The organism is Streptomyces sp. NBC_00009 (assembly GCF_045040855.1).
In the GTDB taxonomy this organism is placed as follows: domain Bacteria; phylum Actinomycetota; class Actinomycetes; order Streptomycetales; family Streptomycetaceae; genus Streptomyces; species Streptomyces aureus.
In genome coordinates this window covers 4,362,306-4,385,017 of sequence record NZ_CP108312.1, presented here as the reverse complement: position 1 = coordinate 4,385,017, position 22,712 = coordinate 4,362,306, and the positions used below count along the sequence as shown (strand labels likewise).

Below are 22,712 nucleotides of genomic sequence, written 5' to 3'. Positions count from 1 at the left end.
GGCCGGGGGTCCGGGGGTCGTCCCCCGGGACGGCACAGCCCGGGCCCGGGGCCTTCACCAGAGGCGTTCGCCTGGTAGAGCCGGGGCCTCGCGCGGCCTGGTAGCAGTGCGGCTGCGCGGACGGCGCGGCGCGGCCGCGGTCACTTTCCGACCGCGGCCGCCACTGCGACGACGGCGAACATCAGTACCAGCACAACGGCCATGATCCGGTTACGGCTCTTCGGGTCCACGCTTCGAGACTAACCCGTGGCCGAAAGAGGCCAGCCGCCGACCTTCTCGTAGCGGGGCTGCTCGCCGCGCACCCCGGACGTCGGCAGCCGGCTGCGGACGAGTGCCAGCTCGCCGACTGTCCACTGTTCGCCGGTGAAGGTGTCGAGGGCGGCCGCGTACGGCGTGAGGTGGACGGCGCCGGAGCCGCGGGCCAGCGTGAGGTGCGGCCGGTAGTGGGTGTGCTCCTTGCGGTGCTCCTCCGCCGGCAGGCCCGCCTTGCGCGCCGCGGCCCCGGCCCGCTCGGCGAGGCGCCGCAACGCCGCCACATCACCGGCCGCGCCCACCCACAGGGCCCGGTCCCCGAAGTGCCCGCCGCCGCGCAGGGCGAGCGGGAAGGGCGCGGTGCGGGCCGCCGCCCGTTCCAGGCGCCGCGACAGCTCGGGCACGGTCTCGTCGGGCACCTCGCCGTAGAAGGCCAGCGTGAAGTGCCAGCCCGGGGGGCCGGTCCACCGCAGGCCCTCGGCCCCCTCGGAACCCGTCAACTGGTCGACGGCGCGCCCCAGTTCGTCCAACGCCTCGTCCGGCGGAAGCACTGCTGCGAAAAGTCTCACGGGGTTAGTGTCCCCGTATGGAGATCAGAAAGGGCAGCGCAGCGGATATCCCCGCGATAGTCGGCCTGTTCGACGGGGCCATGGAGTGGCTGGTGTCACAGGGGCGCACGGGGCAGTGGGGCGAGAGGCCTTGGTCGCAGCGTCCACGGGCCGTGGCGATGGTCGAGGAGTACGTGGCCAAGGGCGTGCCGTGGATCGCGGAGACCGACGGCATCCCGGTCGGCACGCTCACGCTCTCCGAGGGACCCGGCTCGTACGTGGAGCCGGCCGGTGAACCCGAGCGCTACGTCCATCTGCTCGCGGCCCGGCACGGCAGCGGGGCGGGCGCCGCGCTGCTCGCCCACGCCGTACAGGAGACCCGCAGGGCGGGCATCCCGCTCCTGCGCGTCGACTGCTATGCGGGCGACGACGGCAAGCTCGTCGCGTTCTACGAGGCGAACGGCTTCGTCCGCACCGAGGCGTTCATCGGGCCCGACGGCGTCTGGCCGGGCCAGGTCCTGGCCCGGCGCGTCTGACGGTCAGGCCCCTCGGCTCACGCCGCCGTGGCCAGCTGCTCGCGCGGTACGAACTGCACGTGCTGCTGTCCGCGGCGCAGGTCGAGCTTGAGCCGCAGGTTCGCGGCGCGGGCCAGCATCAGTCCGACGCCGACCGCGGCCGTGGCGCACACGAGGCCGCCGAGGGCGAAGCTGATCCGGACCCCGTACTGGTCGGCGATCCAGCCGAACAGGGGCCCGCCGAGCGGCGTACCGCCCGTGAACACCATCATGAACAGGGACATGACGCGGCCCCGCATCTCGGGGTCGGTGGCCATCTGGACGGACGAGTTCGCGGTCACGTTGACCGTGAGGCCGAGGATGCCGAGCAGCACGATCAGCGGCGCGAAGACCCAGACATCGGGCGCGAACGCGGCCACGACCTCCAGGACACCGAAGCCGACCGCGGCTCCCGCGAGGACGCGCAGCCGGGTCGAGCGGCGCCGCGCGGCGAGCAGCGCACCGGCCAGCGAACCGAGGGCCATGAGCGTGTTGAACACGCCGTACATGCCGACCCCGCCGTGGAAGACGTCGTCAGCGTAGGCGCTCAGCCAGATCGGGAAGTTGAACCCGAACGTGCCGACGAAGCCGACGAGGACGATCGGCCAGATCAGCTCGGGGTGCTTGGAGACGTAGTCGAGGCCCTCGCGGAGCTGGCCCTTGCCGCGCGGGGCGCGCGGGGTGTGGTGCAGCTCGCGGGTGCGCATCAGGCAGAGGCTGGTGAGCGGGGCGAGGAAGGAGAGTCCGTTGGCGAGGAACGCCCAGCCCGGACCGACGGCAGCGGTGAGTCCACTCGCGACCGCGGGACCGATCAGGCGTGCCGACTGGAAGTTCGCCGAGTTCAGGCTGACCGCGTTGCGGACCTGGTCGGGGCCGACCATCTCGGAGACGAAGGACTGGCGGGTCGGGTTGTCGACGACGGTGACGAGGCCGGTGAAGAAGGCCGCGAGGTAGACGTGCCAGACCTGGACGTTCCCGGTGAGGGTGAGCGCGGCGAGGAAGAGCCCGGACAGACTCATGGCGCCCTGGGTGACGAACAGGAGGTTCCGCTTGGCGAAGCGGTCGGCTATGACGCCGCCGTAGAGGCCGAACAGGAGCATCGGCAGGAACTGCATGGCGGTGGTGATACCGACGGCCGCCGAGGAGCCGGTGATGCTGAGCACCAGCCAGTCCTGGGTGATGCGGGCCATCCAGGTGCCGGTGTTGGAAACGACGGCCCCGGTCGCGAAGAGCCGGTAGTTACGGATCTTCAGCGAGCTGAACATCGAGCTCTTGCGGGGGCGGTCGGTCGTGTCGAGGGCGGTTGGTGCGGGGGCGGAGTCTGCTCCGGGTCCCGTACTCAATGCGGGTTCGCCTCCTTGGCGGCCGTGAACGGCAGGTCGACGACGCCCCGAAGGGCATGGCAGAGGGGCTTACAGGTGGGCGAGCTTCTCCAGGACGGGGGCGGCGGCGCGGATCTTGGCCCACTCGTCCTCGTCCAGGTTCTCCACGAGCGAGGCCAGCCACGCGTTGCGCTTGCGGCGGCTCTCTTCGAGCATGGCCTCGGCCTGCTCGGTGGAGGTGACGACCTTCTGTCGCCGGTCCTCGGGATGCGGCTCCAGCCGGACGAGCCCCTTGGCCTCGAGCAGCGCGACGATGCGGGTCATCGACGGCGGCTGCACGTGCTCCTTGCGGGCGAGTTCGCCCGGGGTCGCGCTGCCGCAGCGGGCGAGGGTGCCGAGCACCGACATTTCTGTGGGGCTCAGCGACTCGTCGACCCGCTGGTGCTTGAGTCGGCGCGACAGGCGCATCACCGCTGAGCGCAAGGCGTTCACTGCGGCTGCGTCATCGCCATGGGAGAGGTCCGGCATGTCCTTAGCTTAACTCATTACTCTTTCTAAAGACCACTCGGATTCCCGTGACTCCGCCCACTGAATCCTCCGCGACCCCCTCCATCACCCATATGAGTGACGTGGACACGAAAAGTGACACACGGGCGGACAGGGGCCCGCGACCCTGTTGCGCATGGGATCGACAGTGCTCAGCCTGCGGATAGACGGTGAGCTGCTCGAGCGGCTCAAGACCCACGCCGCCAAAAGAGGAATGAGCGTCCAGGACTATGTGGTCCGGACGCTCATTCGAGACGACTTCGACGAACGTTTCGCGACGTCCGTCGAGAAGACAGAGGCTTTCTACGGGGCCGCGTGAGACCTGCGGGCCGTCAGGAGCCGGGTGCGCGGTCTCCCGCGCCCCTTCAGGGCGCTCAGGTCAGACCCAGCGCCGGCATCAGGTAGTAGAAGGCGAAGACCCCCGCGACGATGTACATCGCGACCGGCACCGAACGGGCGCGGCCCGCCGCGACCCTCAGCAGGGTGAAGCTGATGAAGCCCATCCCGATGCCGTTGGTGATCGAGTACGTGAACGGCATCATCAGCATCGTCACGAAGGCCGGGATGGCGATCGTGTAGTCGCTCCAGTCGATGGCCCCGATCGACCCCGACAGGATCAGGAAGCCCACCGCGAGCAGCGCGGGCGTGGCCGCCTGGGACGGGACCATCGTGGCGATCGGCGTGAGGAACAGCGCGACGGCGAAGAGACCGCCGGTGATCACGTTGGCGAAACCGGTGCGGGCGCCCTCGCCGACACCGGCGGTGGACTCCACGAAGCAGGTGGTGGCCGACGAGGACGAGGCGCCGCCCGCAGCGACGGCGATGCCGTCGATGAAGAGGACCTTGTTCATGCCGGGCATCTGGCCGTCCTTGTCGGTCAGCTTGGCCTCGTCGCTGACGCCCATGATCGTGCCCATCGCGTCGAAGAAGCACGACAGCAGCACGGTGAAGACGAACAGGATGCCGGTCAGCATGCCGACCTTGTGGAAGCCGCCGAACGGGCTGACCTGGCCCACCAGCCCGAAGTCCGGCATCTCGACCGGGTTGCCGGGCCACTTGGGCGTCGTCAGACCCCAGCTCGGGATGTCGGCGACGGCGTTGATGAGCATCGCGACGAGCGTCATGACGACGATGGAGATCAGGATGGCGCCCGGCACCTTGCGCACGATCAGCGCGAGGGTGAGCAGCACGCCGAGCACGAAGACGAGGACGGGCCAGCCGTTGAGGTGACCGTCGCTGCCGAGCTGGAGCGGCACCGTGGTGTGCGCGGCGTCCGGGATGCGCGAGACGAAGCCCGAGTCGACCAGGCCGATCAGCATGATGAACAGGCCGATACCGATCGCGATGCCCTTGCGCAGGCCGAGCGGCACGGCGTTCATGACGCGCTCGCGCAGACCGGTCGCCACCAGGAGCATCACGACGAAGCCCGCGAGGACGACCATGCCCATCGCGTCGGGCCACGACATGCGGGGCGCGAGCTGGAGGGCGACGACGGTGTTCACGCCGAGGCCGGCGGCGAGCGCGATCGGGACGTTGCCGATGACCCCCATGAGCAGGGTCGTGAAGGCGGCGGTGAGCGCGGTCGCGGTGACCAGCTGGCCGTTGTCGAGCTGGTGCCCGTACATGTCCTTCGCGCTGCCGAGAATGATCGGGTTCAGCACGATGATGTAGGCCATCGCAAAGAAGGTGGCGAAGCCGCCACGGATCTCCCGGCTGACCGACGAGCCCCGCTCGGAGATCTTGAAGAAGCGGTCGAGGCCGTTCTGGGGGGCCGACGGCGGCTCGATGAGATCGACCGGGGCGGGGGCCGAGCTGGACATGGATGACCTCTGGATCGGTGTGCTGGTGGGGGGCGCTGTTTGGCGTTTTCTACGAACAGAAGTGGCCAGTCTCAGGCCGTTTCAGTATGAACATATGAGCAAGAATTCGCTATCTCCGCGCGTAGACCCTTGACCCATAAGGGTTCCGGGGCGACTGAAGATGTCGTTTCGTGCTCCTCGTAAGCTGTGCCCATGGAGAAGTGGACCCCCAAGCACGAGGCACCCGAGCCCCTTGAAGGGCCCGTGGTCGCCACCATCACGGGCGGCACGATCCTGTGGTTCGTCCTCTTCCTGGTGCAGCTGCCGTTCTACGGCTGGTTCGACGACCACGGCCACACCTGGTGGGTGTGGACCTGCCTGGCCGGCGCCGGACTCGGACTCATCGGCATCTGGTACGTACGGGGGCGCGACGCGGCGCTCAAGCGCGCGGCCGCCGAAGCGGGCCCGGCACCCGAGTAGCGGCCGGCGCGGCACCGGGGCAGCGGCTGACCCGGCACCCGAGCAGCGGCCGGCGCGCCGCCCGCGTACCACCACGGGACCGGCCCCCGCCCCTCCACGTCCTCCCCGGGTCGGATCTTTGGCGCACCCGAGGGGTGAAGCCGCAAATCCGCCCGTACTGTCGTTTGCATGACGCACATCGACGCGGGCGCCGAGCTGGACCCGGTCCACCCGGTGCCGATGCCCCAGCGGGCGAGGGGGCTCACCACCGGCGAGGTGGCCGAGCGCGTCGCGCGCGGCGAGGTCAACGACATACCGGTCCGCAGCTCCCGCTCCACCACCGAGATCATCCGTGCGAACGTCTTCACGCGGTTCAACGCGATCATCGGCGTCCTCTGGCTGGTCATGCTGTTCGTCGCGCCGTTCCAGGACAGCCTCTTCGGCTACGTCATCCTCGCGAACACCGGCATCGGCATCATCCAGGAGCTGCGCGCCAAGAAGACACTCGACTCACTCGCCGTCATCGGCGAGGCGAAACCGACGGTCCGGCGCGACGGGCGCGCCACCGAGATCTCCACCTCCGCCATCGTCCTCGGCGACCTGATCGAGATCGGGCCGGGCGACAAGATCGTCGTGGACGGCGTGTGCGCGGAGGCCGACGGGCTCGAGATCGACGAGTCCCTGCTCACCGGCGAGGCCGACCCCGTCGTCAAGCACCACGGCGACCAGGTCATGTCCGGCAGCTTCGTCGTCGCCGGGGGCGGCGCGTTCACCGCCACGAAGGTCGGCCGCGAGGCCTACGCCGCGCAGCTCGCCGAGGAGGCCAGCCGCTTCACCCTCGTCCATTCCGAGCTGCGCACCGGAATCTCCACCATCCTCAAGTACGTCACCTGGATGATGATCCCGACTGCGATCGGCCTCGTCATCAGCCAGCTCGTGGTCAAGGAGAACGACTTCAAGGACTCCGTCGCGCGGACCGTCGGCGGCATCGTGCCGATGGTCCCCGAGGGGCTCGTCCTGCTCACCTCCGTCGCCTTCGCGATCGGCGTGATCCGCCTCGGCCGCAAGCAGTGCCTCGTCCAGGAACTCCCCGCCATCGAGGGCCTCGCCCGCGTCGACACCGTCTGCCTCGACAAGACGGGCACCCTCACCGAGGGCGGCATGGACGTCACCGAGCTGCGCCTGATCGGCGGGCCCGACGAGGGCTACGTACGCAAGGTCCTGGGCGCGCTCGGCGAGTCCGACCCGCGGCCCAACGCCTCGCTCCAGGCGATCATCGACGCCTACCCCGACAGCGAGGAGTGGCGTTGCACCGAGTCGCTGCCCTTCTCCTCCGCCCGCAAGTACAGCGGCGCCTCGTTCAGCGAGGGCGACGGCACGGGCAGCGCGTGGCTGCTCGGCGCGCCCGACGTGCTCCTGCCGGCCGGGCACCCGGTCCTCGCGGCTACTGAAGAGCTCAACCACCAGGGGCTGCGCGTCCTGCTGCTCGCCCGCGCCCGTGGCGACCTCGACGACCCGGCGGTCAAGGAGGGCGCCGAGGCCATGGCCCTGGTCGCCATGGAGCAGCGGCTGCGGCCGGACGCGGCGGACACCCTGCGGTACTTCGCCGACCAGGGCGTCCACGCGAAGGTCATCTCCGGGGACAACGCGGTGTCGGTGGGCGCCGTCGCCGGGAAGCTGGGCCTCGCGGGCGCGCACGACACGGTCGACGCCCGCACGCTCCCCGCCGACCAGGCCGGGATGGCCAAGGCCCTCGACGAGAACACCGTGTTCGGCCGCGTCACCCCGCAGCAGAAGCGCGACATGGTCGGCGCGCTCCAGTCCCACGGGCACACGGTCGCGATGACGGGCGACGGCGTGAACGACGTGCTCGCCCTCAAGGACGCCGACATCGGCGTCTCCATGGGCTCGGGCTCGGAGGCGACCCGCGCCGTCGCGCAGATCGTGCTCCTCAACAACAGCTTCTCCACGCTGCCGTCGGTCGTCGCCGAGGGCCGCCGCGTCATCGGGAACATCACGCGCGTCGCGTCCCTGTTCCTGGTCAAGACCGTCTACTCGGTGCTGCTCGCCGTCCTCGTGGTCTGCTTCCAGGTCGAGTACCCGTTCCTGCCGCGGCACCTGACGCTGCTGTCGACGCTGACGATCGGCATCCCCGCGTTCTTCCTGGCGCTCGCGCCCAACAAGGAGCGGGCCAAACCGCAGTTCGTGAAGCGCGTGATGCGGTACGCGATCCCGGGCGGCGTCGTCGCCGGGACCGCCACCTTCGTGACGTACGTGATCGCCCGGCACTACTACACGGGCTCCGGCGCGCTCGACGCCGAGACGAGTTCGGCGACGCTGACGCTGTTCCTCGTCTCGATGTGGGTCCTCGCCATCATCGCGCGGCCCTACACGTGGTGGCGGGTGTGCCTGGTGGCCGCGATGGGCGCGGCGTTCCTGCTCGTCCTCGTGGTGCCGTGGCTCCAGGACTTCTTCGCGCTGAAGCTGGTGGGCGCGTCGATGCCGTGGACGGCGGTCGGCATCGCGGCGGTGGCGGCGGTCGCCCTGGAATTCGTGTGGAGATGGGTCGACCGCCGCTTTCCCGTGTGAGGGAGCTACGTGGCTACTGCCTCGTGACTACTGCACGTCGACGAAGTCGCTCGTGGAGGTCACGGCCGGGGTGGTGGAGGTGCCGGCGAAGCTGTAGCGCCAGTAGCCGTCCGAGGCCGCCGTCACGGTGGTCTTCAGGCCACCGGTCGAGGAGGACGTCACCGTCTTGACGGTGGAGTAGGTGGTGGAGCCCTTCTTCTTGAACTGGAGCTTCACGGGCTGGTTGGTGTAGCCCGCGTACTTGAAGGTGTCCCAGTTGGCGCGGGTGAGAGCGCCGGTGACCGTGATGGTCTTGCCCTTGGTCACCGGCTCGGGGGAGGCGTTGGTGGTGAGCTTGGAGTAGCGCTTGACGCTGCGCGTGGCGTAGTAGTCGTTTTCGTAGATGCTGCCGTCGCCCGCGAGCGCCGCAGCGGTCACGTGCCAGCTGCCGGCGAGGGCGTTGTAGAGGTCCGACTGCGGGTCGACCGTGATGGTGAGCTTGCAGGTGGAGGTGGTGTCGCTGGAGGCGGTGCAGGTGGCGGCGTCCTCGTTCGGCGGCAGGTAGCCGTCGACGTGGTCGAGGTCGGAGCCGTGCCACAGGTCTATGTAGGCGTCCTGGATGCCGGAGGCGTGGCTGGCGGTCAGGGAGACCGTGAACGTCTTCAGGTTCGTGGTGCCGAGCACCACGTCCTGGCCGCTGTTGACCGTGACGTTGGAGACGACGGGCTCGTCCGCCGCGGCGAAGGTGGACTTGCGGGCGGTCGAGTCGTGGGCCGCGAAGCGCTCGGCGGCGGTCGGCTTGTGCAGATCCGGAGCGGCTGCGGTGCCGGCCTGCGCCGCGGGCACGGCGAACGCGGTGAGAGCCAGGGCGCCGGAGACGGTCGCGGCAGCCACAGTGGCACGAATACGCATGTGTTCCCCAAGTTGGAGAAGGGGTCCCGCGGTGCGGATGCCTTCACGCGGGACCCGATTGATCTAGGAGTCTGTTGACTCGGAAGATCAGACATGCGCCAGGAGTGACTGGTTGTACGGGAGATGGAGATTTTGTGACCGGTTTACGCAACCCCAGCCTCCCCGTTACGTATGCCCCCTCAGTCGAACCAGCGGTCCCGTGCCAACTCCCCCGTACGCGAAGGGTCCTCCAGCAGTGCCGCGACCTCGAAGCGGCGCGGCCACTGGCCCGCCGCCCACGCCAGGCCCGCCGCCACGCCTTCCAGCGTCGAGGCGTGGACCGTGCCGTCGGGCGTGCGCCGCCAGTCGACCTCCACCCCGGCGACAAACAGCTCCTCGTGCTCGACGTACGTCTGCGGGGTCGCGGGCCCGAGCAGGGTCCGTACGGAGTCCGACACCGGATGCTCGGCGCCCTCCTGTGTGACCTCGGCGTCCGCGGTCGCGCTCAGCCGTCGCACCTGGAACAGATCCGCCAGGTCCGCGGCCCGCCCCGGACTCACCGGCAGCAGGGCCAGCCCCGCGGTCAGGGGCAGCAGATCGGGCGCGTCGGCGACCACGGCATCGGCCGCGTCCACGACCCTGACCTCGCCGTCCACCACGGCCCGCAACTCGTCGGGGAGCGTCACCTGCTCCGGGTCGAGGTCGGCCAGGGCGCCGTACAGGGCGTGGAGTTGGGCCGCGCCGACCTCGCGGTCCGGGTCGGCGAGCCGGTCGAGGAGCTCGGCCGCGCCGCCGGGCTCGTCGAGGAGCGCGGCGACGGAGGTGCGTACGCCGAGCGCGCGCAGCACCTGCTCGTCCTCGAACCCGGTCGCGTCCGCCGAGTCGTAGAGCCCGGCGAGCAGCGGGTCTCCGCCCGCCGCGCGCAGACCGGCCGGCCGGCGGCCGTCGAGGACGGGGTGGTCGCGCAGCCACCACGCCGTGTACGGGCGGACGATCTCGTGCGTGCCGTCGGGCAGCAGGATCCGTACGGGCTGGGTGAGGGCGTCGCGCAGCGGCGGGCGGGAGAGCAGGGCGAGGGCCTGGGGCCAGCGGTCGTCGTCGACGAGGTCCAGGTCGCGTACGGCGACGAGTTCGGTGGCGACGGGCGGCACGGGGGTGTCGGGCAGCCGGTCGAGCACGTCCTCGCACCACACGTCGACCGCGTCGAGCAGGCCCGCGTCGTCCGGCTCCGCGAAGTCGCTGTCGCGCGGGTCGAGTTCGTCCGGGTCGAGGACCACGTCGGTGGCGCGGACCAGGGCGAACCCGGCGAGGACGCCGCACGCGGCGAGAGGCTGCTCTCCCCAGCGCTCGGCGAGGTCGCCGTCCACCATGGCGAGTTCGCCCTCGCGGACGACCTGCGCGAACGGGCTGCCGGGCAGCATGAGTTCACCGGCGGGCGCCAGCTCGCCCTCGTCGTCGGGCAGCGCGAGCGCGCCCAGCCACGGCTCGTCCCCGGGCTCCAGGTTCGCGTCCCGTACGAGGGTGAGGACCAGCTCGGCCAGCTCGTCCACGCCGACCGGGCCGTCGTCGTCGAGGGACCAGGCGTCGTCGTCGAGCGAACCGGCGACGGCCGCCCGCACCTGAGGGGTCGTCAGGACGGCGCGGGGCGTCGCGGGCAGCGCGCCCAGCTTTTCGAGCAGCGGGTGCGCGGCGTCCACGTGGGCGACCTTGAGGCCGAGCCGGGCGAGCGTCTCACCCGGTGTCGCGTCCGGCATGGGCAGCAGCACCTGCCGCGGCCCGATCGTCGTACGCCCTCCGGCCAGCGGCACCGGGAGCCCGGTGAGCCGGTCCGGGTCGACGCCCGCGAGGCTGTCGTACAGGCGCCGCCACCAGCCCGGCTCCTTCTCCAGACCGGCGAGCCGGTCGACGGCCTCCGTCAGCGGGAACCGGGCGACCTCCAGGGTCCGCAGCTCGACGCGGCGTTCGAGCCCGGCGGGCAGCAGGCTCGGCAGGACCTCGGCGAGGACCTGCACGGTCTCGGCGCCGGCGCCCTCGACGACCTCGGCCTCGCGCGGCCGCAGCGTCTCGGGCAGTCCGTCGGCGTCGTCCTTCGTGCGCGGCAGCGCGGGCGGCAGGAACGCGGTGCGCGGCAGCCGGGCCAGGATCGCCCCGCGCAGGCTGCCGTCCAGCTCGCCCCGGCCGAGCGGGCCCGGCACCAGGCCGAGGACGGCAGTGCTCACCGGGCGCCATCCGGCGAGGAGTTCGGCGTAGGCGTCGGCGGCGCGCTCCACCAGGAAGTCGGTGAGCGGCCCGGGGGCGGCGTGCCGCCGGGTCGTGTCGAGGGGGAACGAGGCGATGAGCAGCGCGGGCACGCCGAGCGGCTCGTCGCTGGGGGTCGGCGCGTGGAGCACGGGCGCGCTGCGGGGCGGTTCCGGGGCGCCGTCCGCGTCCACCGGCACGGCCCAGGTCACGGACCAGTGCGGGCGGAGGCGCTCTTCGAGGGGCCGGTCGACGAGGAGTGCGGCTTCGAGCGGGCCGTTGCGGACGAGGACACGCCAGCGGGTCGTGACGCTCTCGCGCCCGCCGGACGCGGCGTCCTCGCGCTCGTCGTCCACCGCCACGTACGGCCCGTCGGTCCTGCGGCGCAGGATGCGCGTCCCCGACTCGGTCTCCACGACGACCTCGTCGAGACCGGGCAGGGCGAGGAGGAGCGTGTCGTCGATGGCGTCGATGAGCCGCGCCGCGAGCGCCTGTGCCGCGGCGTCGCGCAGCGGCAGGATCACGACGGTCTCGTACGGGTCCGGGGCCGAGCCCTCCGCGGCGAACGGGAGCCTGAGCAGCGGCACATGGCCGTCCCGGCGGCGCAGTTCGTCGCCGAGGCCGGGGCTGTGCCGCGCGGTGTCGGCGGCGAGGCCGCGCGCGTCGGTGAGCGACCAGCGCACCCCGCCCGTGCGGCCGACGACCGCGGGCTCGTCGGTCACGGCGAGGACGGCGGCGAACCCGACGCCGAACCGGCCCACCGCGCCGTCGCCCTGCTCGCGCTTGGCGGAGGCCCGCAGCGTGGACAGCGACTCGACACCGGCGGCGTCCAGCGGCGCGCCGGTATTCGCGGCGACGAGCACTCCGTCGCGCAGGGTCAGGGAGAAGCGACCACCTGAGGTGCCACCTGCGCGGGCGGCTGCGTCGGCGGCGTTCTGGGCGAGCTCGACGACGAGACGGTCGCGGTAGCCGCCGAGGGCGAGGTCCTCCTCGGCGTTGGCGTCCTCACGGAAGCGGGCCGGGCTGCCGGCCCAGGCGTCGAGCAGCCCACGCCGCAGACGGGCCGTCCCGAACGGGTCCATCCCCTCGGCTGCCGGGCGCACGATCTTGCTCACGCTCACGGTGTGGTCTCCCTCTGCCGTTCACCCAGGCCAACCCTGGCGACGCAGACGCTACCGCGCGGGGGTGAGGAGAGCTGCGAGGGCTACGAGTGCCCCAGGTCCTCCGTGCCGTCCGGGGCGCTCGGGACCGAGCCCGAGTCCGCCGCCGGGCGGAGCGGGAACGGGTCCACTCGCGTCTCGTCGATCACCGGCGGGGCCGGGCGCGGGGGCTTCGGCATGACGGCCGCCTCGGAGTGGCCGCCGCAGCCGTACGAGAGGGAGACGACCCGGCCGTCCGCCGGGGAGAACTCGTTGCCGCAGACGCCGAAGGCCTGGCCGAGCGAGCCGCCGATCGGGGCGAGGAATCCGCAGGACACGCAGGTGGCGGGCGCCGCCTGGGCCATCTGCGTCTTCGCCCCGTACGCCTCGTCCCAGCGGTCGGCCGCGATGTGGAGGCCGTACCGGGACAGGACCCGGGCGCGCCGCATGCCGAGCTCCTCGGCGACCGACGCGATGGAGCCGCGCTCGGGCGCTACGGGCAGTTCCGCGGGCGGTCCCACCGTCAGCTCGGCGTCCTCCGCCTCGACGAGTTCGGCCATCTCCTCGGACACCACGGAGTTCGGCGGCGGGGCGTCCTCACCCGAATAGCCGGGCTCGAGCCGAAGATCCTCGGCGTCGGTCGGGAGCAGGTCCCCGGGGCCCATGTCGCCGGGCCGCAGCCGCTCGCTCCACGGCACCCACTCGGGGGCGAGGAGCGCGTCGGGGCCGGGGAGCAGAACCGTCTCGTCGAGGGTGACGACCTTGGCGCGGGAGGCCCGCGCGACCGTCACGGCCCACCGCCAGCCGCGGTAGCCGAACTCCATGCACTCGAAGAGATGCGTGACGACCCGGTCGCCCTCGACGACCACGTCGACGTGCTCGCCCACGACTCCTGGCGCGGCGGCCTCCTCGGCCGCGGTCCGCGCGAGGCCTACCGCCTCGGCGCACAGACGGTCGGGGGTGCGGCTTCGCGTTGTCGCTGCGCTCACAGGTATCGCTTCTCTCCTACGCCGTCTCACGAGTGCGCCACCCTTGCGCGGGGGTACGGACGGAGCGGACCAGGGGGCCGCGTCGACGTCCGCGCCCGAACGTCCTCGTGCGCACCTACATCACCCATTCTGCGGGATGACCGAGAGGCGCGCGGCCGAGCACAGCTGCCGCAGGCGCGTTACGCACGCTACCTTCTCCCGGCCCGTGCGCCCACACCGACGTACAAGTAGCTGTGTCCTGCACCACGCGGCGGGGCGGTTCCGGGGGGCCGTACCGGCGACCCGCTCCGCCGATATCGGCACTAGTCACCACCTTCCGGGGGCACTATGGCTGAGTGACTTCCGCAAGGTCGTCCTCGCGCGCAGCAGGCGGATCGGGCCCGGTACACAGGGCGGTCCGCGGGCTCGGGCGCGCCCTGCACCTGCCGTTCACCGGCACGGCACGCGGGATCCGCAAAGCGACCCACGCGCACGGCGCGGGCGAGTCGGGTCTCGGAAAACTGATCGAACTGCACGCGGTGAACGGCGCCGGCGACGTCATGATCACCATCGCGCTCGCGTCCACGGTGTTCTTCTCGGTGCCGACGGACGAGGCGCGCGGGCGCGTCGCCCTGTACCTCGGCATCACGATGGCGCCCTTCACCATCCTCGCGCCCGTCGTCGGGCCGCTCCTGGACCGGCTGCCGCACGGGCGGCGCGCCGCGATGGCCGCTTCGATGCTGGCGCGGGCGCTGCTCGCGATCGTCCTGTCCGGGGCGGTGATCAGCGGCGGCGTGGAGCTGTACCCGGCGGCACTGGGCGTCCTGGTGGCGTCCAAGGCATACGGCGTGGTCCGCAGCGCCGTCGTGCCGCGCCTGCTGCCACCCCGCTTCTCCCTGGTCAAGGCCAATTCGCGGGTGACGCTTGGCGGGCTCCTCGCCACCGGTGTGGCCGCGCCGGTCGGCGCCGGGCTCCAGATCCTCGGGCCACGCTGGCCCCTCTACGGCGCGTTCGTGATCTTCATTTCGGGGATGGTCCTGTCCTTCCAGCTGCCGCACAAGGTGGACTCCGCGAAGGGCGAGGCGAAAGCGCTCCTCGCGGCCGACGAGCAGCATCTGCACGGCCCGCACAAGGAGACGACGAAGCAGAAGCGCCCCGGTCTGCGCACGGTCGGCCCGGCCGTGACACACGCGCTGTTCGTCAACGCCTCGCAGCGCTGCCTCTCCGGCTTCCTGATCTTCTTCCTGGCATTCCTGCTGCGCGAGCACCCCATGCCGGGGCAGAGCGCCGCCGTGTCGCTCAGCATCGTCGGCATCTCGGCGGGCGTGGGCAACGCGCTGGGCACGGCCGTCGGGGCATGGCTCAAATCACGAGCGCCGGAGATCATCATCGTGACGGTGGTGGCAGCGGTCCTGGGCGTGGCGATCACGGCCGCGCTGTTCTTCAGCGCTGCCCTCACGGCGTGCCTGGCGGCCGTCGCCGGGTTCGCGCAGGCCCTCTCCAAGCTGTCCCTGGACGCCCTGATCCAGCGCGACGTCCCGGAAGAGGTCCGCAACTCCGCGTTCGCCCGCTCCGAGACCCTCCTCCAGATGGCATGGGTCCTCGGCGGCGCCATCGGCATCGCACTGCCCCTGAACGGAGCACTGGGCCTCGGCGTCGCCGCGGCGATCGTCGGAACGGGCTGGCTGACGACCGTACGGGGCCTGCTGGCCGCCGCGCGCCACGGCGGCCAGGCACGCAGCCGCGTGGCGTGAGGGACGGCCGGGAGAGCGGGAGATCCACCCCGGATGGCGTGAGCATGCGGCACGCCGTACCCGCATGGCGAGTGTGTGCGGGCCGCCAGATAGCCTGCCCGCATGACCTCCCTGCGTTTCACCGTGCGCAACCGCCGCACCGTGGCAGCCGCCGGCGCCGTCGCTGCCGGGCTGCTCGTCCTCTCGGCCTGCGACAAGCCGACGCCGCTGGCGACCATCACGGTCGGCCGCTCCACGGTGACGTCGGAAGCCGCCTGCTACAACGACGGCAAGGCGCTGGACGCCTCCGCGCTGAAGGACTGCCTCAAGGACAAGGACATCAAGTCCATCAAGGTCGACCCCGACGCGACGGTCCGGTTCGGCGTCGACCCGAAGATCGCGGACAAGGGCTGGACCCTGCTGATGAACGGTCAGCCGCTGACCGACGCCAGCAAGAAGACCTACCGCACCGTCCCGGGCAGCGTGTTCTTCAACCAGCAGTACGGCGCCACGGGCAGCTCCACGACGGTCTCCATCGTCGAGGGCAGCGGCTCGAACGCGACCGGCCTGTGGTCGTTCAAGCTCAAGAAGGACGCCTGACGGAGCGCGGGCGGGTCCTGATCGCCACCGCCGTCCCCGCGGAGCGGGACGCGGTGGCCAGGGGCCTGTCCGGGGCGGGCGCCGCGCACGTGGCCGTCGATGTCGTCGCGGTGGGCGTCGGGCCCGCCGCCGCGGCGGCCGGTACCGCCACCGCCCTCACCACCGCCGCCCTGTCGGGGCGGCCGTACCGGCTGGTCGTCTCCGCCGGGATCGGCGGCGGATTCCAGCCGGACGCGCCCATCGGCTCCGTCGTCGTCGCCGACGCGCTGACCGCCGCCGACCTGGGCGCCGAGACCCCCGACGGCTTCCTGCCCGTCACCGAACTCGGCTTCGGCACGGTCACGCACCTCCCGCCGCCCTCCCTCGTACGGGACGTCGCCGCGGCCACCGGCGCGCTCACCGGCACCGTCCTGACCGTCTCCACCGTGACCGGCACCTCGGCCCGCGCCGCCGAGTTGCTGGGCCGTCACCCCGGCGCCGCCGCCGAGGCGATGGAGGGCTTCGGGGTAGCCGAGGCGGCCGCCGCGCACGGCGTGCCCGTCCTGGAGATCCGCGCGGTCTCCAACGCCGTCGGCCCCCGCGACCGCGCGGCCTGGCGCATCGGCGACGCACTCGCGGCGCTCACCGAAGCATTCGGGAAGTCCGCGCCCGTACTGGAGAGTTGGAACCTCACATGACGCACCCCGAAGATCTCAGGATCGCCTTCTCGCCCTGCCCGAACGACACGTTCGTCTTCGACGCGTGGGCCCACGGCCGCGTCCCCGGGGCGCCCGCCCTCGACGTGACCTTCGCCGACATCGACATCACGAACGGCGTCGCCGAGCGCCGCTCCCCCGAATTCGACGTGCTGAAGGTGTCGTACGCCGTCCTGCCGTACGTCCTCGACGACTACGCGCTGCTGCCCTGCGGCGGCGCGCTGGGCCGGGGCTGCGGCCCCCTCGTGCTCACCCGCGAGCCGGGCGTCGACCTCACCGGGAAGACGGTCGCCGTCCCCAGCGAGAAGTCGACGGCGTACCTGCTGTTCCGCCTCTGGACCGCGGACGTCGTGCCCGGGGGCGTCGGCGAGGTCGTCGTGATGCCGTTCGACGAGATCATGCCCGCCGTGCGGGACGGCAAGGTCGACGCCGGACTCGTCATCCACGAGGCCCGCTTCACGTACCAGAACTACGGCCTGCACTCCCTCGCCGACATGGGCGAGCACTGGGAGAACACGACCGGGCTGCCCATCCCGCTCGGCGCGATCATCGCCAAGCGGAGCCTGGGCGAGGACCGCCTGCGCCAACTCGCCGAGGCGGTCCGCACGTCGGTACGCATGGCCTGGGACGACCCGGAGGCCTCCCGCCCCTACGTCCAGGAGCACGCCCAGGAGATGGACCCGTCGGTGGCGGACCAGCACATCGGCCTGTATGTCAACGAGTTCACGGCCGACCTGGGCGAGAACGGATACGCGGCAATCCGCGGTCTGCTGACGCGCGCGGCGGCCGAGGGGATCGTGCCCGCCCTCGGCCCGGGCGCCCTGTCATTCCCCTGAACGCAACGGCCGGACGGAGTCCGGCACAGCCACCCGAAGCCTGCGAAGCAACGCGAGGGCGGCAGAAAAGAGGAGCCGCGGCAATCCGCGGCCTCCTCACGCGCGCGGCGGCCGAGGGGATCGTGCCCGCCCTCGGCCGGGGTGCGCTCGCGTTCCCGTAGAGGCGGTCAGACGTCCAGTTGGTCGGCCACCGCTCGCAGCAGGCCCGCGATCTTCGCGCCGGAGGCCTTGTCCGGGTAGCGGCCCTTTTCCAGCATCGGCGTGATGTTCTCGAGGAGCGTCGTCAAGTCCTGGACGATCGAGGCCAGTTCGTCCGGCTTGCGGCGCTGTGCCGCGGCCACGGACGGGGTCGGATCGAGGATGGTCACGGAGAGCGCCTGGTCGCCGCGCTGTCCCGCGACGACGCCGAACTCGACACGCTGGCCCGGCTTGAGAGCGTCCACGCCGGCCGGGAGTACGGAGGAATGCACGAAGACGTCGCCGCCGTCGTCGCGGGAGAGAAAGCCGAAGCCCTTCTCGCTGTTGAACCACTTGACCTTGCCGGTAGGCACGTGAAGTCCTCGTCCTCGTACTCGTCATGCCGTTTCGTGCGATGAAGAACGGCGCTGGAAACGGCTCTGGATAGCACTGCAGCGGGCCACCCGACCCGCCGCCACCAGGCTAATGGCCCAGGAGCCCGTGACAAGACGGCCCGAGGAACCCGGATTGTTCCTTCGCGCTGGGAACTACCCTGGTCGGGTGCGTGACAAAACCCAAGCGAATTCCGCCGGACCCGGCGACGGCCTCGTCAAGGCCGGCGGCATCGTCTTCATCGTCGGAGCCGTGGCCACCCTGGCCACGATGGCCCCCCTGTTCCTCGGAACCGACCCGTTCCCGCCCATCGCCTACGCGGTGTGCATGCTGATGGGCGTCGGCTTCCTGATCTCCGCGGCCGGAGTGCTGCGCGGGATCGCCGTGCAGCGCCGTCAGGCCCGCTCGGCGACGTAGCGCTCCAGCCAGGCGGGGAACTCCGTCAGATCCGCGAGCACGACGTCCGCGCCGGCCTCGCGCAGCTCCGTCGCGTCGCACGGCCCCGTCGTGACCGCCACGGACAGCGCGTCGGCGGTGCGGGCGCCGCGCACGTCGCCGGTGTGGTCACCGACGTACACGGACGCGCCGTGCTCGCGCAGCGCCGTCGCCTTGCCCTCGGCCCACAGGTTGCCGATGACCTCGTCGGCGGCGATGTCCAGGTGTTCGAGGTGGAGCTTCGCGTTGGGCTCGTACTTCGCCGTGACGACGATCGCCCTGCCGCCCGCCGCGTGCACCGCGGCGACGGCCTCGTGCACGCCCGGCATCGCGTACGTCCCGGTGATGGCGTGCGCCGGGTAGAGCTCCCGGTACAGGTCGGCCATCTCCGGGATCCGCTCCTCGGGGAACCAGTACGCGAGCTCCTGCTCCAGCGGCGGGCCGAGCCGGGTCACGATGAGATCGGCGTCGAGCTGCGCGCCCGTACGGTCGGCGAGTTCCAGCCAGGTGTCTCTGATCCCCGGCCGTGAGTCGATCAGCGTCATGTCGAGGTCGAAGCCGACCGTCGGTCCCGTGGCTGATCCGTTCGCGCTCTCGTATGCACCCATGAGGGCCATTGTGCCTGGGCGTACGATTGCCGCTTAGCTAAGCCTTACCAACCTCGGATTGGTCCATGGGTCAGATCTCAGCCGCCCCCGCCGCGCGGCGACGCATCGTCTGGACGGCGGCCGCGCTCGTGGCCCTCGTTCTCGCGGTCCTGTTCAGCCTCGCCGTGGGCGCCCGCGCGATCGCCCCGTCCGCGGTCCTCGACGCGCTCGTGCACGGCGGCCACAGCGACGACGCCGAGGTCATCAGGGGTCTGCGGCTGCCGCGCACGCTCGTCGGCCTGATGGTCGGCGCCGCGCTCGCCCTCGCCGGGACCGTCCTCCAGGGCATCACCCGCAACCCCATCGCCGACCCCGGAATCCTCGGCATCAGCCAGGGCGCGTCGGTCGGTGTCGTCCTCGCGATCGCCTTCGCCGGCATCCACACGCTCACCGGCTACGTCTGGTTCGCGTTCGCGGGCGCAGCGCTCGCCTCCGTCGCCGTCTACGCCATCGCCTCCAGCGGGCGCGGCGGCGCGACGCCGGTGAAACTCGCGCTCGGCGGTGCCGCGATCAACGCACTTCTGGTCTCCGTCACCACGGCCGTCCTCACCACGAAGGCGTCCGCCATGGACGAGTTCAGGTTCTGGCAGGTGGGCTCGCTGTCCGGCCGGGACACCCACATCGTGGGCCAGATCTGGCCGTTCCTCGTCGTCGGCGTACTTCTCGTGCTGTCCGTCGCCCGCGGCCTCGACGCGCTCGCGCTCGGCGAGGACGTCGCCAAGGGACTCGGCCAGCGGGTCGCGACCGTACGGATCGTCGGCGGCCTCGGCGCGACCGTCCTCACCGGCATCGGGGTGGCCGCCGCGGGACCGATCGCCTTCATCGGCCTGGCCGTTCCGCACATAGCCCGGGCCGTCGTGGGCAGCGACCACCGCTGGGTCCTGCCGATGGCGGCCCTCATCGGCCCCGTCATGCTTCTCGTCTCCGACACCGTGGGCCGCGTCGTCTTCCCGCCGAGCGAGGTGCCCGCGGGTGTGATGACCGCGCTGATCGGCGTCCCGTTCCTCGTCACCCTGGTCCGGCGCAAGGCGGTCCCCGCATGAGTACGACCACCGCGCCCCGGGTCCGCCCGGCCGGGTACTCCGTCGTCCGCGCGGGCCGCGCCGCGTTCCTCCTGCACCGCAGGGCCGCGGTGGTCGCCGGGTCCCTGCTGGTGCTCCTGGCGGCCGCCTGCCTCGCCTACCTGTGCGTGGGCGAGTCGTTCATCGCGCCCGCCGAGGTGCTCAGGGTCATCACCGGCCGGCCGTCCCCGGACGAACTCGTCGTCGGCACGCTGCGCGCTCCCCGCATGGTCGTCGGGCTCCTCGTCGGCGCCGCGTTCGGCGTCGCGGGCGCGCTCATCCAGACCGTCGCCCGCAACCCGCTGGCGTCCCCCGACATCATCGGCATCAGCCAGGGCGCGAGCGCGCTCACCGTCGGCGCCATGACGTTCGGCGTCACGTCGTACGCGGTCCTGCCCTACCTCTCCGTACTCGGCGGCCTCCTCGCCGCGCTCCTCGTGTACGCCTTCGCCTGGCGCGGCGGACTGCACGCGACGCGCTTCGTCCTCATCGGCATCGGCTTCGCCATCGCGCTGCGGTCGGTGACGACGCTGTTCATGACGAAGGGCGACTACCTCGTAGCCCAGCAGGCCCAGATCTGGATGACGGGCTCCCTCAACGGCCGCGGCTGGGCGGAGGCCGCCCCGCTCGGGTGGACCCTGCTCGTCCTCGTCCCGTTCGTGGCGTGGGCCGCCCGCGCCCAACGCACCGTCTCCATGGACGACGACACGGCGACCGCGCTCGGCGTCCGCCTCGGCCGCGTACGCCTCGGCCTCGTACTCCTGGGCGTCGTCCTCGCGTCCGTCGCGACCGGCGCCGCCGGACCCGTCGACTTCGTCGCGCTCCTGGCCCCGCAGATCGCCCGCCGTGTGACCCGCACCGCCCAGATCCCGCTCCTGTGCTCGGCGCTCCTGGGCGCGTTCATCGTCGTCGTGGCCGACCTGCTGGCCCGGCGCCTGTTCTCCCCCACCGAACTCCCGGTGGGTGTCCTCACGGCCGCCGTCGGGGCGCCGTACCTGATCTGGCTCATCGTCCGCAGCCGTACGGGAGGAAACCGGTGACCCGGCTCAGCACCAGCGCGCTCACCCTCGCCTACGAGGACCGCACCGTCGTCCACGACCTCGACCTGGCCGTCCCCGACGGCCGCGTCACCGTCATCGTCGGACCCAACGCCTGCGGCAAGTCGACCACGCTGCGCGCTCTCGGCCGGCTCCTCAAGCCGAGGAGCGGCTCCGTGCTCCTCGACGGCGAAGCCCTCACCAAGCTGCCCACCAAGAAGATCGCCCAGCAGATCGGGCTGCTGCCGCAGACGCCCGTGGCGCCCGAGGCGATCACCGTCGCCGACCTCGTGGCCCGCGGCCGCCAGCCCCACCAGCACTGGTGGCAGCAGTGGTCCGACGCCGACGAGCGCGCCGTCACCGAGGCCATGGAACGCACCGACGTCGCGGCCCTCGCCGACCGCTCCGTCGACGAGCTCTCCGGCGGCCAGCGCCAGCGCGTCTGGATCGCCATGGCGCTCGCCCAGGAGACCGAACTGCTGCTCCTGGACGAGCCGACGACGTATCTCGACATCGCCCACCAGGTCGAAGTCCTCGACCTCGTACGCCAGTTGAACCACGACAAGGACCGCACCGTCGTCCTCGTCCTGCACGACCTCAACCAGGCGGCGCGCTACGCCGACCATCTCGTCGCCATGAAGTCCGGCCGCATCGTCGCCGAGGGCCCGCCCGCCGAGGTCGTCACGGCGGATCTCGTACGGGAGGTGTTCGGCCTGGACTGCGTGGTCGTCCCCGACCCGGTGACCGGATCCCCGCTGATCGTCCCCGGCGCGCCCTGGCAGGCCGACGCCCGGGCCGGCGCCCCGTCCGACTCCCTTTCCCGAGAGGCAGCCTCATGACCCGCAGCGCCCGCCCCGCCCTGACCGCCGGAGCACTCGCCCTGACCGGCGCCCTGGCCCTGACCGCCTGCGGCTCGTCCGACGGGGACTCCGGCTCCGACGCCGCCGCCTCGACATCCCCGAAGACGCACACCGTCAGTACGGCGATGGGTGACGTGAAGGTGCCCGAACACCCCACCCGCGTCGTCGTCCTGGACACCGGCGAGCTCGACTCCGCGCTCACCCTCGGCGTGAAACCCGTCGGCGCGACCCACGCGGCGACGGAGGAGGGCTTCCCGTCCTACCTGCCTGGAGACGAGGTGAAGGGCATCAAGGAGGTCGGCGAGATCGCCAACCCCGATATGGAGGCCGTCGCCGCCCTCAAGCCCGACCTCATCCTCACCAGCAAGGTCCGCGACGGCGCACGCTACAAGCAGCTCAGCGCCATCGCCCCGACCGTGATGACGGAGTCCACCGGCACCGCCTGGAAGGAGAACTTCCAGGTCCACGCCGACGCGCTCGGCCGCAAGGCCGAGGCGAAGAAGGTCGTCGCCGACTACGACGCGCACGTCGCGAAGGTGACCACCGCGATCGGCGGCAAGGAGAAGGCCGCCGCGACGGACATCAACTTCGTCCGCTTCGTCGAAGGCGCGGACATCCGCATTTACGGCAAGCAGAACTACATCGGCTCGATCCTCGGCGACCTCGGCGTGGGCCGCCCCGCCATCACCGACAAGGCCAAGGACGGGTTCTCGTACGACGTGAGCCCCGAGAAGATCGACCTCGCCGACGCGGACGTCATCTTCACCTCGACCTACGGCGACCCGGGCAAGGCCAAGACGACCGGGACGATGAAGAGCGGCCTGTGGAAGAACCTCAAGGCGTCCAGGGACGGCAAGGTCTTCAAGGTCGACGACAACCTGTGGATCGCGGGCATCGGCTACACCGCCGCGCACCGGATCCTCGACGAGTTCCAGAAGGACCTGACCGCGTAAC

At 71.6% G+C, this 22,712-nt stretch carries 22 protein-coding genes; 13 read left to right on the top strand and 9 right to left on the bottom strand.

Annotated elements, in window-relative coordinates:
- Window positions 1-239: 239 nt before the first annotated feature.
- Window positions 240-821, bottom strand: a complete 582-nt coding sequence (gene thpR, locus OHA58_RS19920) for an RNA 2',3'-cyclic phosphodiesterase (RefSeq protein ID WP_405480324.1) — start codon at window positions 819-821, stop codon at window positions 240-242.
- Between the two features lie 17 nt (window positions 822-838).
- Between thpR and OHA58_RS19915 the strand changes: the two genes are divergently transcribed.
- Complete coding sequence (locus OHA58_RS19915) at window positions 839-1,336, top strand: GNAT family N-acetyltransferase (protein ID WP_405480322.1); 498 nt, start codon at window positions 839-841, stop codon at window positions 1,334-1,336.
- A 17-nt stretch (window positions 1,337-1,353) separates the two neighbouring features.
- On the opposite strand, the gene OHA58_RS19910 is transcribed toward OHA58_RS19915, so the two are convergent.
- Together OHA58_RS19910 and OHA58_RS19905 are read right to left on the bottom strand one after the other, a co-directional pair.
- Entirely contained in the window at window positions 1,354-2,697 is a 1,344-nt protein-coding gene (locus tag OHA58_RS19910) for an MFS transporter (protein ID WP_405480320.1), read from the bottom strand.
- A 69-nt stretch (window positions 2,698-2,766) separates the two neighbouring features.
- Entirely contained in the window at window positions 2,767-3,204 is a 438-nt protein-coding gene (locus OHA58_RS19905; RefSeq protein ID WP_100595753.1) for a MarR family winged helix-turn-helix transcriptional regulator, read from the bottom strand.
- A gap of 154 nt (window positions 3,205-3,358) precedes the next feature.
- Here OHA58_RS19905 and OHA58_RS19900 point away from each other — a divergent pair, with 154 nt between their 5' ends.
- Window positions 3,359-3,541, top strand: coding sequence for a ribbon-helix-helix protein, CopG family (locus OHA58_RS19900; protein WP_376539104.1), 183 nt, complete (start codon window positions 3,359-3,361; stop codon window positions 3,539-3,541).
- 55 nt (window positions 3,542-3,596) lie between these two features.
- Here OHA58_RS19900 and OHA58_RS19895 read toward each other — a convergent pair whose 3' ends face one another.
- The gene (locus tag OHA58_RS19895; RefSeq protein WP_405480318.1) at window positions 3,597-5,042 is read right to left on the bottom strand and encodes an NCS2 family permease; all 1,446 of its coding nucleotides are present in this window, start codon (window positions 5,040-5,042) and stop codon (window positions 3,597-3,599) included.
- Between the two features lie 192 nt (window positions 5,043-5,234).
- On the opposite strand from OHA58_RS19895, the gene OHA58_RS19890 reads away from it, so the two are divergent.
- Both OHA58_RS19890 and OHA58_RS19885 read left to right on the top strand, forming a co-directional pair.
- Window positions 5,235-5,501 (top strand): DUF2530 domain-containing protein, encoded by a 267-nt coding sequence (locus OHA58_RS19890; protein ID WP_227295457.1) that lies wholly within the window; start codon window positions 5,235-5,237, stop codon window positions 5,499-5,501.
- Window positions 5,502-5,669: 168 nt separating this feature from the next.
- On the top strand, window positions 5,670-8,069 hold the full coding sequence (locus OHA58_RS19885; protein WP_405480317.1) for an HAD-IC family P-type ATPase: 2,400 nt from the start codon (window positions 5,670-5,672) through the stop codon (window positions 8,067-8,069).
- Between the two features lie 27 nt (window positions 8,070-8,096).
- On the opposite strand, the gene OHA58_RS19880 is transcribed toward OHA58_RS19885, so the two are convergent.
- The 3 genes from OHA58_RS19880 to OHA58_RS19870 all read right to left on the bottom strand — a co-directional run bounded on the left by OHA58_RS19880 (window position 8,097) and on the right by OHA58_RS19870 (window position 13,305).
- Entirely contained in the window at window positions 8,097-8,960 is an 864-nt protein-coding gene (locus OHA58_RS19880; RefSeq protein ID WP_405480316.1) for a DUF5707 domain-containing protein, read from the bottom strand.
- Window positions 8,961-9,139: 179 nt separating this feature from the next.
- A complete protein-coding gene (locus OHA58_RS19875) occupies window positions 9,140-12,292 on the bottom strand; it encodes a sacsin N-terminal ATP-binding-like domain-containing protein (RefSeq protein WP_405485054.1) in 3,153 nt (1,050 codons plus the stop codon).
- Window positions 12,293-12,381: 89 nt separating this feature from the next.
- Complete coding sequence (locus OHA58_RS19870) at window positions 12,382-13,305, bottom strand: DUF3027 domain-containing protein (RefSeq protein WP_405480315.1); 924 nt, start codon at window positions 13,303-13,305, stop codon at window positions 12,382-12,384.
- Window positions 13,306-13,640: 335 nt separating this feature from the next.
- On the opposite strand from OHA58_RS19870, the gene OHA58_RS19865 reads away from it, so the two are divergent.
- From OHA58_RS19865 to OHA58_RS19850, 4 genes are all read left to right on the top strand, one after another.
- Window positions 13,641-15,038 carry an MFS transporter gene (locus OHA58_RS19865; RefSeq protein ID WP_405480314.1) on the top strand — a complete coding sequence of 466 codons (1,398 nt, stop codon included), beginning with the start codon at window positions 13,641-13,643 and terminating at the stop codon, window positions 15,036-15,038.
- Between the two features lie 102 nt (window positions 15,039-15,140).
- Entirely contained in the window at window positions 15,141-15,617 is a 477-nt protein-coding gene (locus tag OHA58_RS19860; RefSeq protein ID WP_405480312.1) for a DUF2771 domain-containing protein, read from the top strand.
- Window positions 15,587-16,294: a futalosine hydrolase gene (locus OHA58_RS19855; protein WP_405480310.1), complete on the top strand. Its 708-nt coding sequence runs from the start codon at window positions 15,587-15,589 to the stop codon at window positions 16,292-16,294. The genes OHA58_RS19860 and OHA58_RS19855 overlap by 31 nt, the downstream gene beginning before the upstream one ends.
- Window positions 16,291-17,148 (top strand): 1,4-dihydroxy-6-naphthoate synthase, encoded by an 858-nt coding sequence (locus OHA58_RS19850; RefSeq protein WP_405480309.1) that lies wholly within the window; start codon window positions 16,291-16,293, stop codon window positions 17,146-17,148. The genes OHA58_RS19855 and OHA58_RS19850 overlap by 4 nt, the downstream gene beginning before the upstream one ends.
- A 167-nt stretch (window positions 17,149-17,315) precedes the next feature.
- Here the strand turns inward: OHA58_RS19850 and OHA58_RS19845 are convergent, their stop codons facing one another.
- On the bottom strand, window positions 17,316-17,699 hold the full coding sequence (locus OHA58_RS19845; RefSeq protein WP_116512381.1) for a cold-shock protein: 384 nt from the start codon (window positions 17,697-17,699) through the stop codon (window positions 17,316-17,318).
- Between the two features lie 154 nt (window positions 17,700-17,853).
- Here OHA58_RS19845 and OHA58_RS19840 point away from each other — a divergent pair, with 154 nt between their 5' ends.
- Window positions 17,854-18,135, top strand: a complete 282-nt coding sequence (locus tag OHA58_RS19840; RefSeq protein ID WP_376260483.1) for a hypothetical protein — start codon at window positions 17,854-17,856, stop codon at window positions 18,133-18,135.
- Here the strand turns inward: OHA58_RS19840 and OHA58_RS19835 are convergent.
- Entirely contained in the window at window positions 18,114-18,770 is a 657-nt protein-coding gene (locus OHA58_RS19835) for an HAD family hydrolase (RefSeq protein WP_405480306.1), read from the bottom strand. The genes OHA58_RS19840 and OHA58_RS19835 overlap by 22 nt on opposite strands.
- 56 nt (window positions 18,771-18,826) lie before the next feature.
- Here OHA58_RS19835 and OHA58_RS19830 point away from each other — a divergent pair, with 56 nt between their 5' ends.
- The 4 genes from OHA58_RS19830 to OHA58_RS19815 are packed head-to-tail and all read left to right on the top strand — an operon-like array spanning window position 18,827 to window position 22,711.
- Window positions 18,827-19,843, top strand: a complete 1,017-nt coding sequence (locus tag OHA58_RS19830) for a FecCD family ABC transporter permease (RefSeq protein ID WP_405480305.1) — start codon at window positions 18,827-18,829, stop codon at window positions 19,841-19,843.
- Window positions 19,840-20,901 carry a FecCD family ABC transporter permease gene (locus OHA58_RS19825; protein WP_405480304.1) on the top strand — a complete coding sequence of 354 codons (1,062 nt, stop codon included), beginning with the start codon at window positions 19,840-19,842 and terminating at the stop codon, window positions 20,899-20,901. Before OHA58_RS19830 ends, OHA58_RS19825 begins: the two co-directional genes overlap by 4 nt.
- Window positions 20,898-21,737 (top strand): ABC transporter ATP-binding protein, encoded by an 840-nt coding sequence (locus tag OHA58_RS19820; RefSeq protein ID WP_405480303.1) that lies wholly within the window; start codon window positions 20,898-20,900, stop codon window positions 21,735-21,737. The genes OHA58_RS19825 and OHA58_RS19820 overlap by 4 nt, the downstream gene beginning before the upstream one ends.
- Complete coding sequence (locus OHA58_RS19815; RefSeq protein WP_405480301.1) at window positions 21,734-22,711, top strand: ABC transporter substrate-binding protein; 978 nt, start codon at window positions 21,734-21,736, stop codon at window positions 22,709-22,711. The genes OHA58_RS19820 and OHA58_RS19815 overlap by 4 nt, the downstream gene beginning before the upstream one ends.
- The last annotated feature ends 1 nt before the right edge of the window (window position 22,712 follow it).

Excerpts from the sequence above, each read along its gene's own strand:
- OHA58_RS19915 (WP_405480322.1), top strand. The coding sequence starts at position 839 with ATGGAGATCAGAAAGGGCAGCGCAGCGGATATCCCCGCGATAGTCGGC.
- OHA58_RS19905 (WP_100595753.1), bottom strand. The coding sequence starts at position 3,204 with ATGCCGGACCTCTCCCATGGCGATGACGCAGCCGCAGTGAACGCCTTG.
- OHA58_RS19900 (WP_376539104.1), top strand. The coding sequence starts at position 3,359 with ATGGGATCGACAGTGCTCAGCCTGCGGATAGACGGTGAGCTGCTCGAG.
- OHA58_RS19895 (WP_405480318.1), bottom strand. The coding sequence starts at position 5,042 with ATGTCCAGCTCGGCCCCCGCCCCGGTCGATCTCATCGAGCCGCCGTCG.
- OHA58_RS19890 (WP_227295457.1), top strand. The coding sequence starts at position 5,235 with ATGGAGAAGTGGACCCCCAAGCACGAGGCACCCGAGCCCCTTGAAGGG.
- OHA58_RS19885 (WP_405480317.1), top strand. The coding sequence starts at position 5,670 with ATGACGCACATCGACGCGGGCGCCGAGCTGGACCCGGTCCACCCGGTG.
- OHA58_RS19880 (WP_405480316.1), bottom strand. The coding sequence starts at position 8,960 with ATGCGTATTCGTGCCACTGTGGCTGCCGCGACCGTCTCCGGCGCCCTG.
- OHA58_RS19860 (WP_405480312.1), top strand. The coding sequence starts at position 15,141 with ATGACCTCCCTGCGTTTCACCGTGCGCAACCGCCGCACCGTGGCAGCC.
- OHA58_RS19850 (WP_405480309.1), top strand. The coding sequence starts at position 16,291 with ATGACGCACCCCGAAGATCTCAGGATCGCCTTCTCGCCCTGCCCGAAC.
- OHA58_RS19835 (WP_405480306.1), bottom strand. The coding sequence starts at position 18,770 with ATGGCCCTCATGGGTGCATACGAGAGCGCGAACGGATCAGCCACGGGA.
- OHA58_RS19830 (WP_405480305.1), top strand. The coding sequence starts at position 18,827 with ATGGGTCAGATCTCAGCCGCCCCCGCCGCGCGGCGACGCATCGTCTGG.
- OHA58_RS19825 (WP_405480304.1), top strand. The coding sequence starts at position 19,840 with ATGAGTACGACCACCGCGCCCCGGGTCCGCCCGGCCGGGTACTCCGTC.
- OHA58_RS19815 (WP_405480301.1), top strand. The coding sequence starts at position 21,734 with ATGACCCGCAGCGCCCGCCCCGCCCTGACCGCCGGAGCACTCGCCCTG.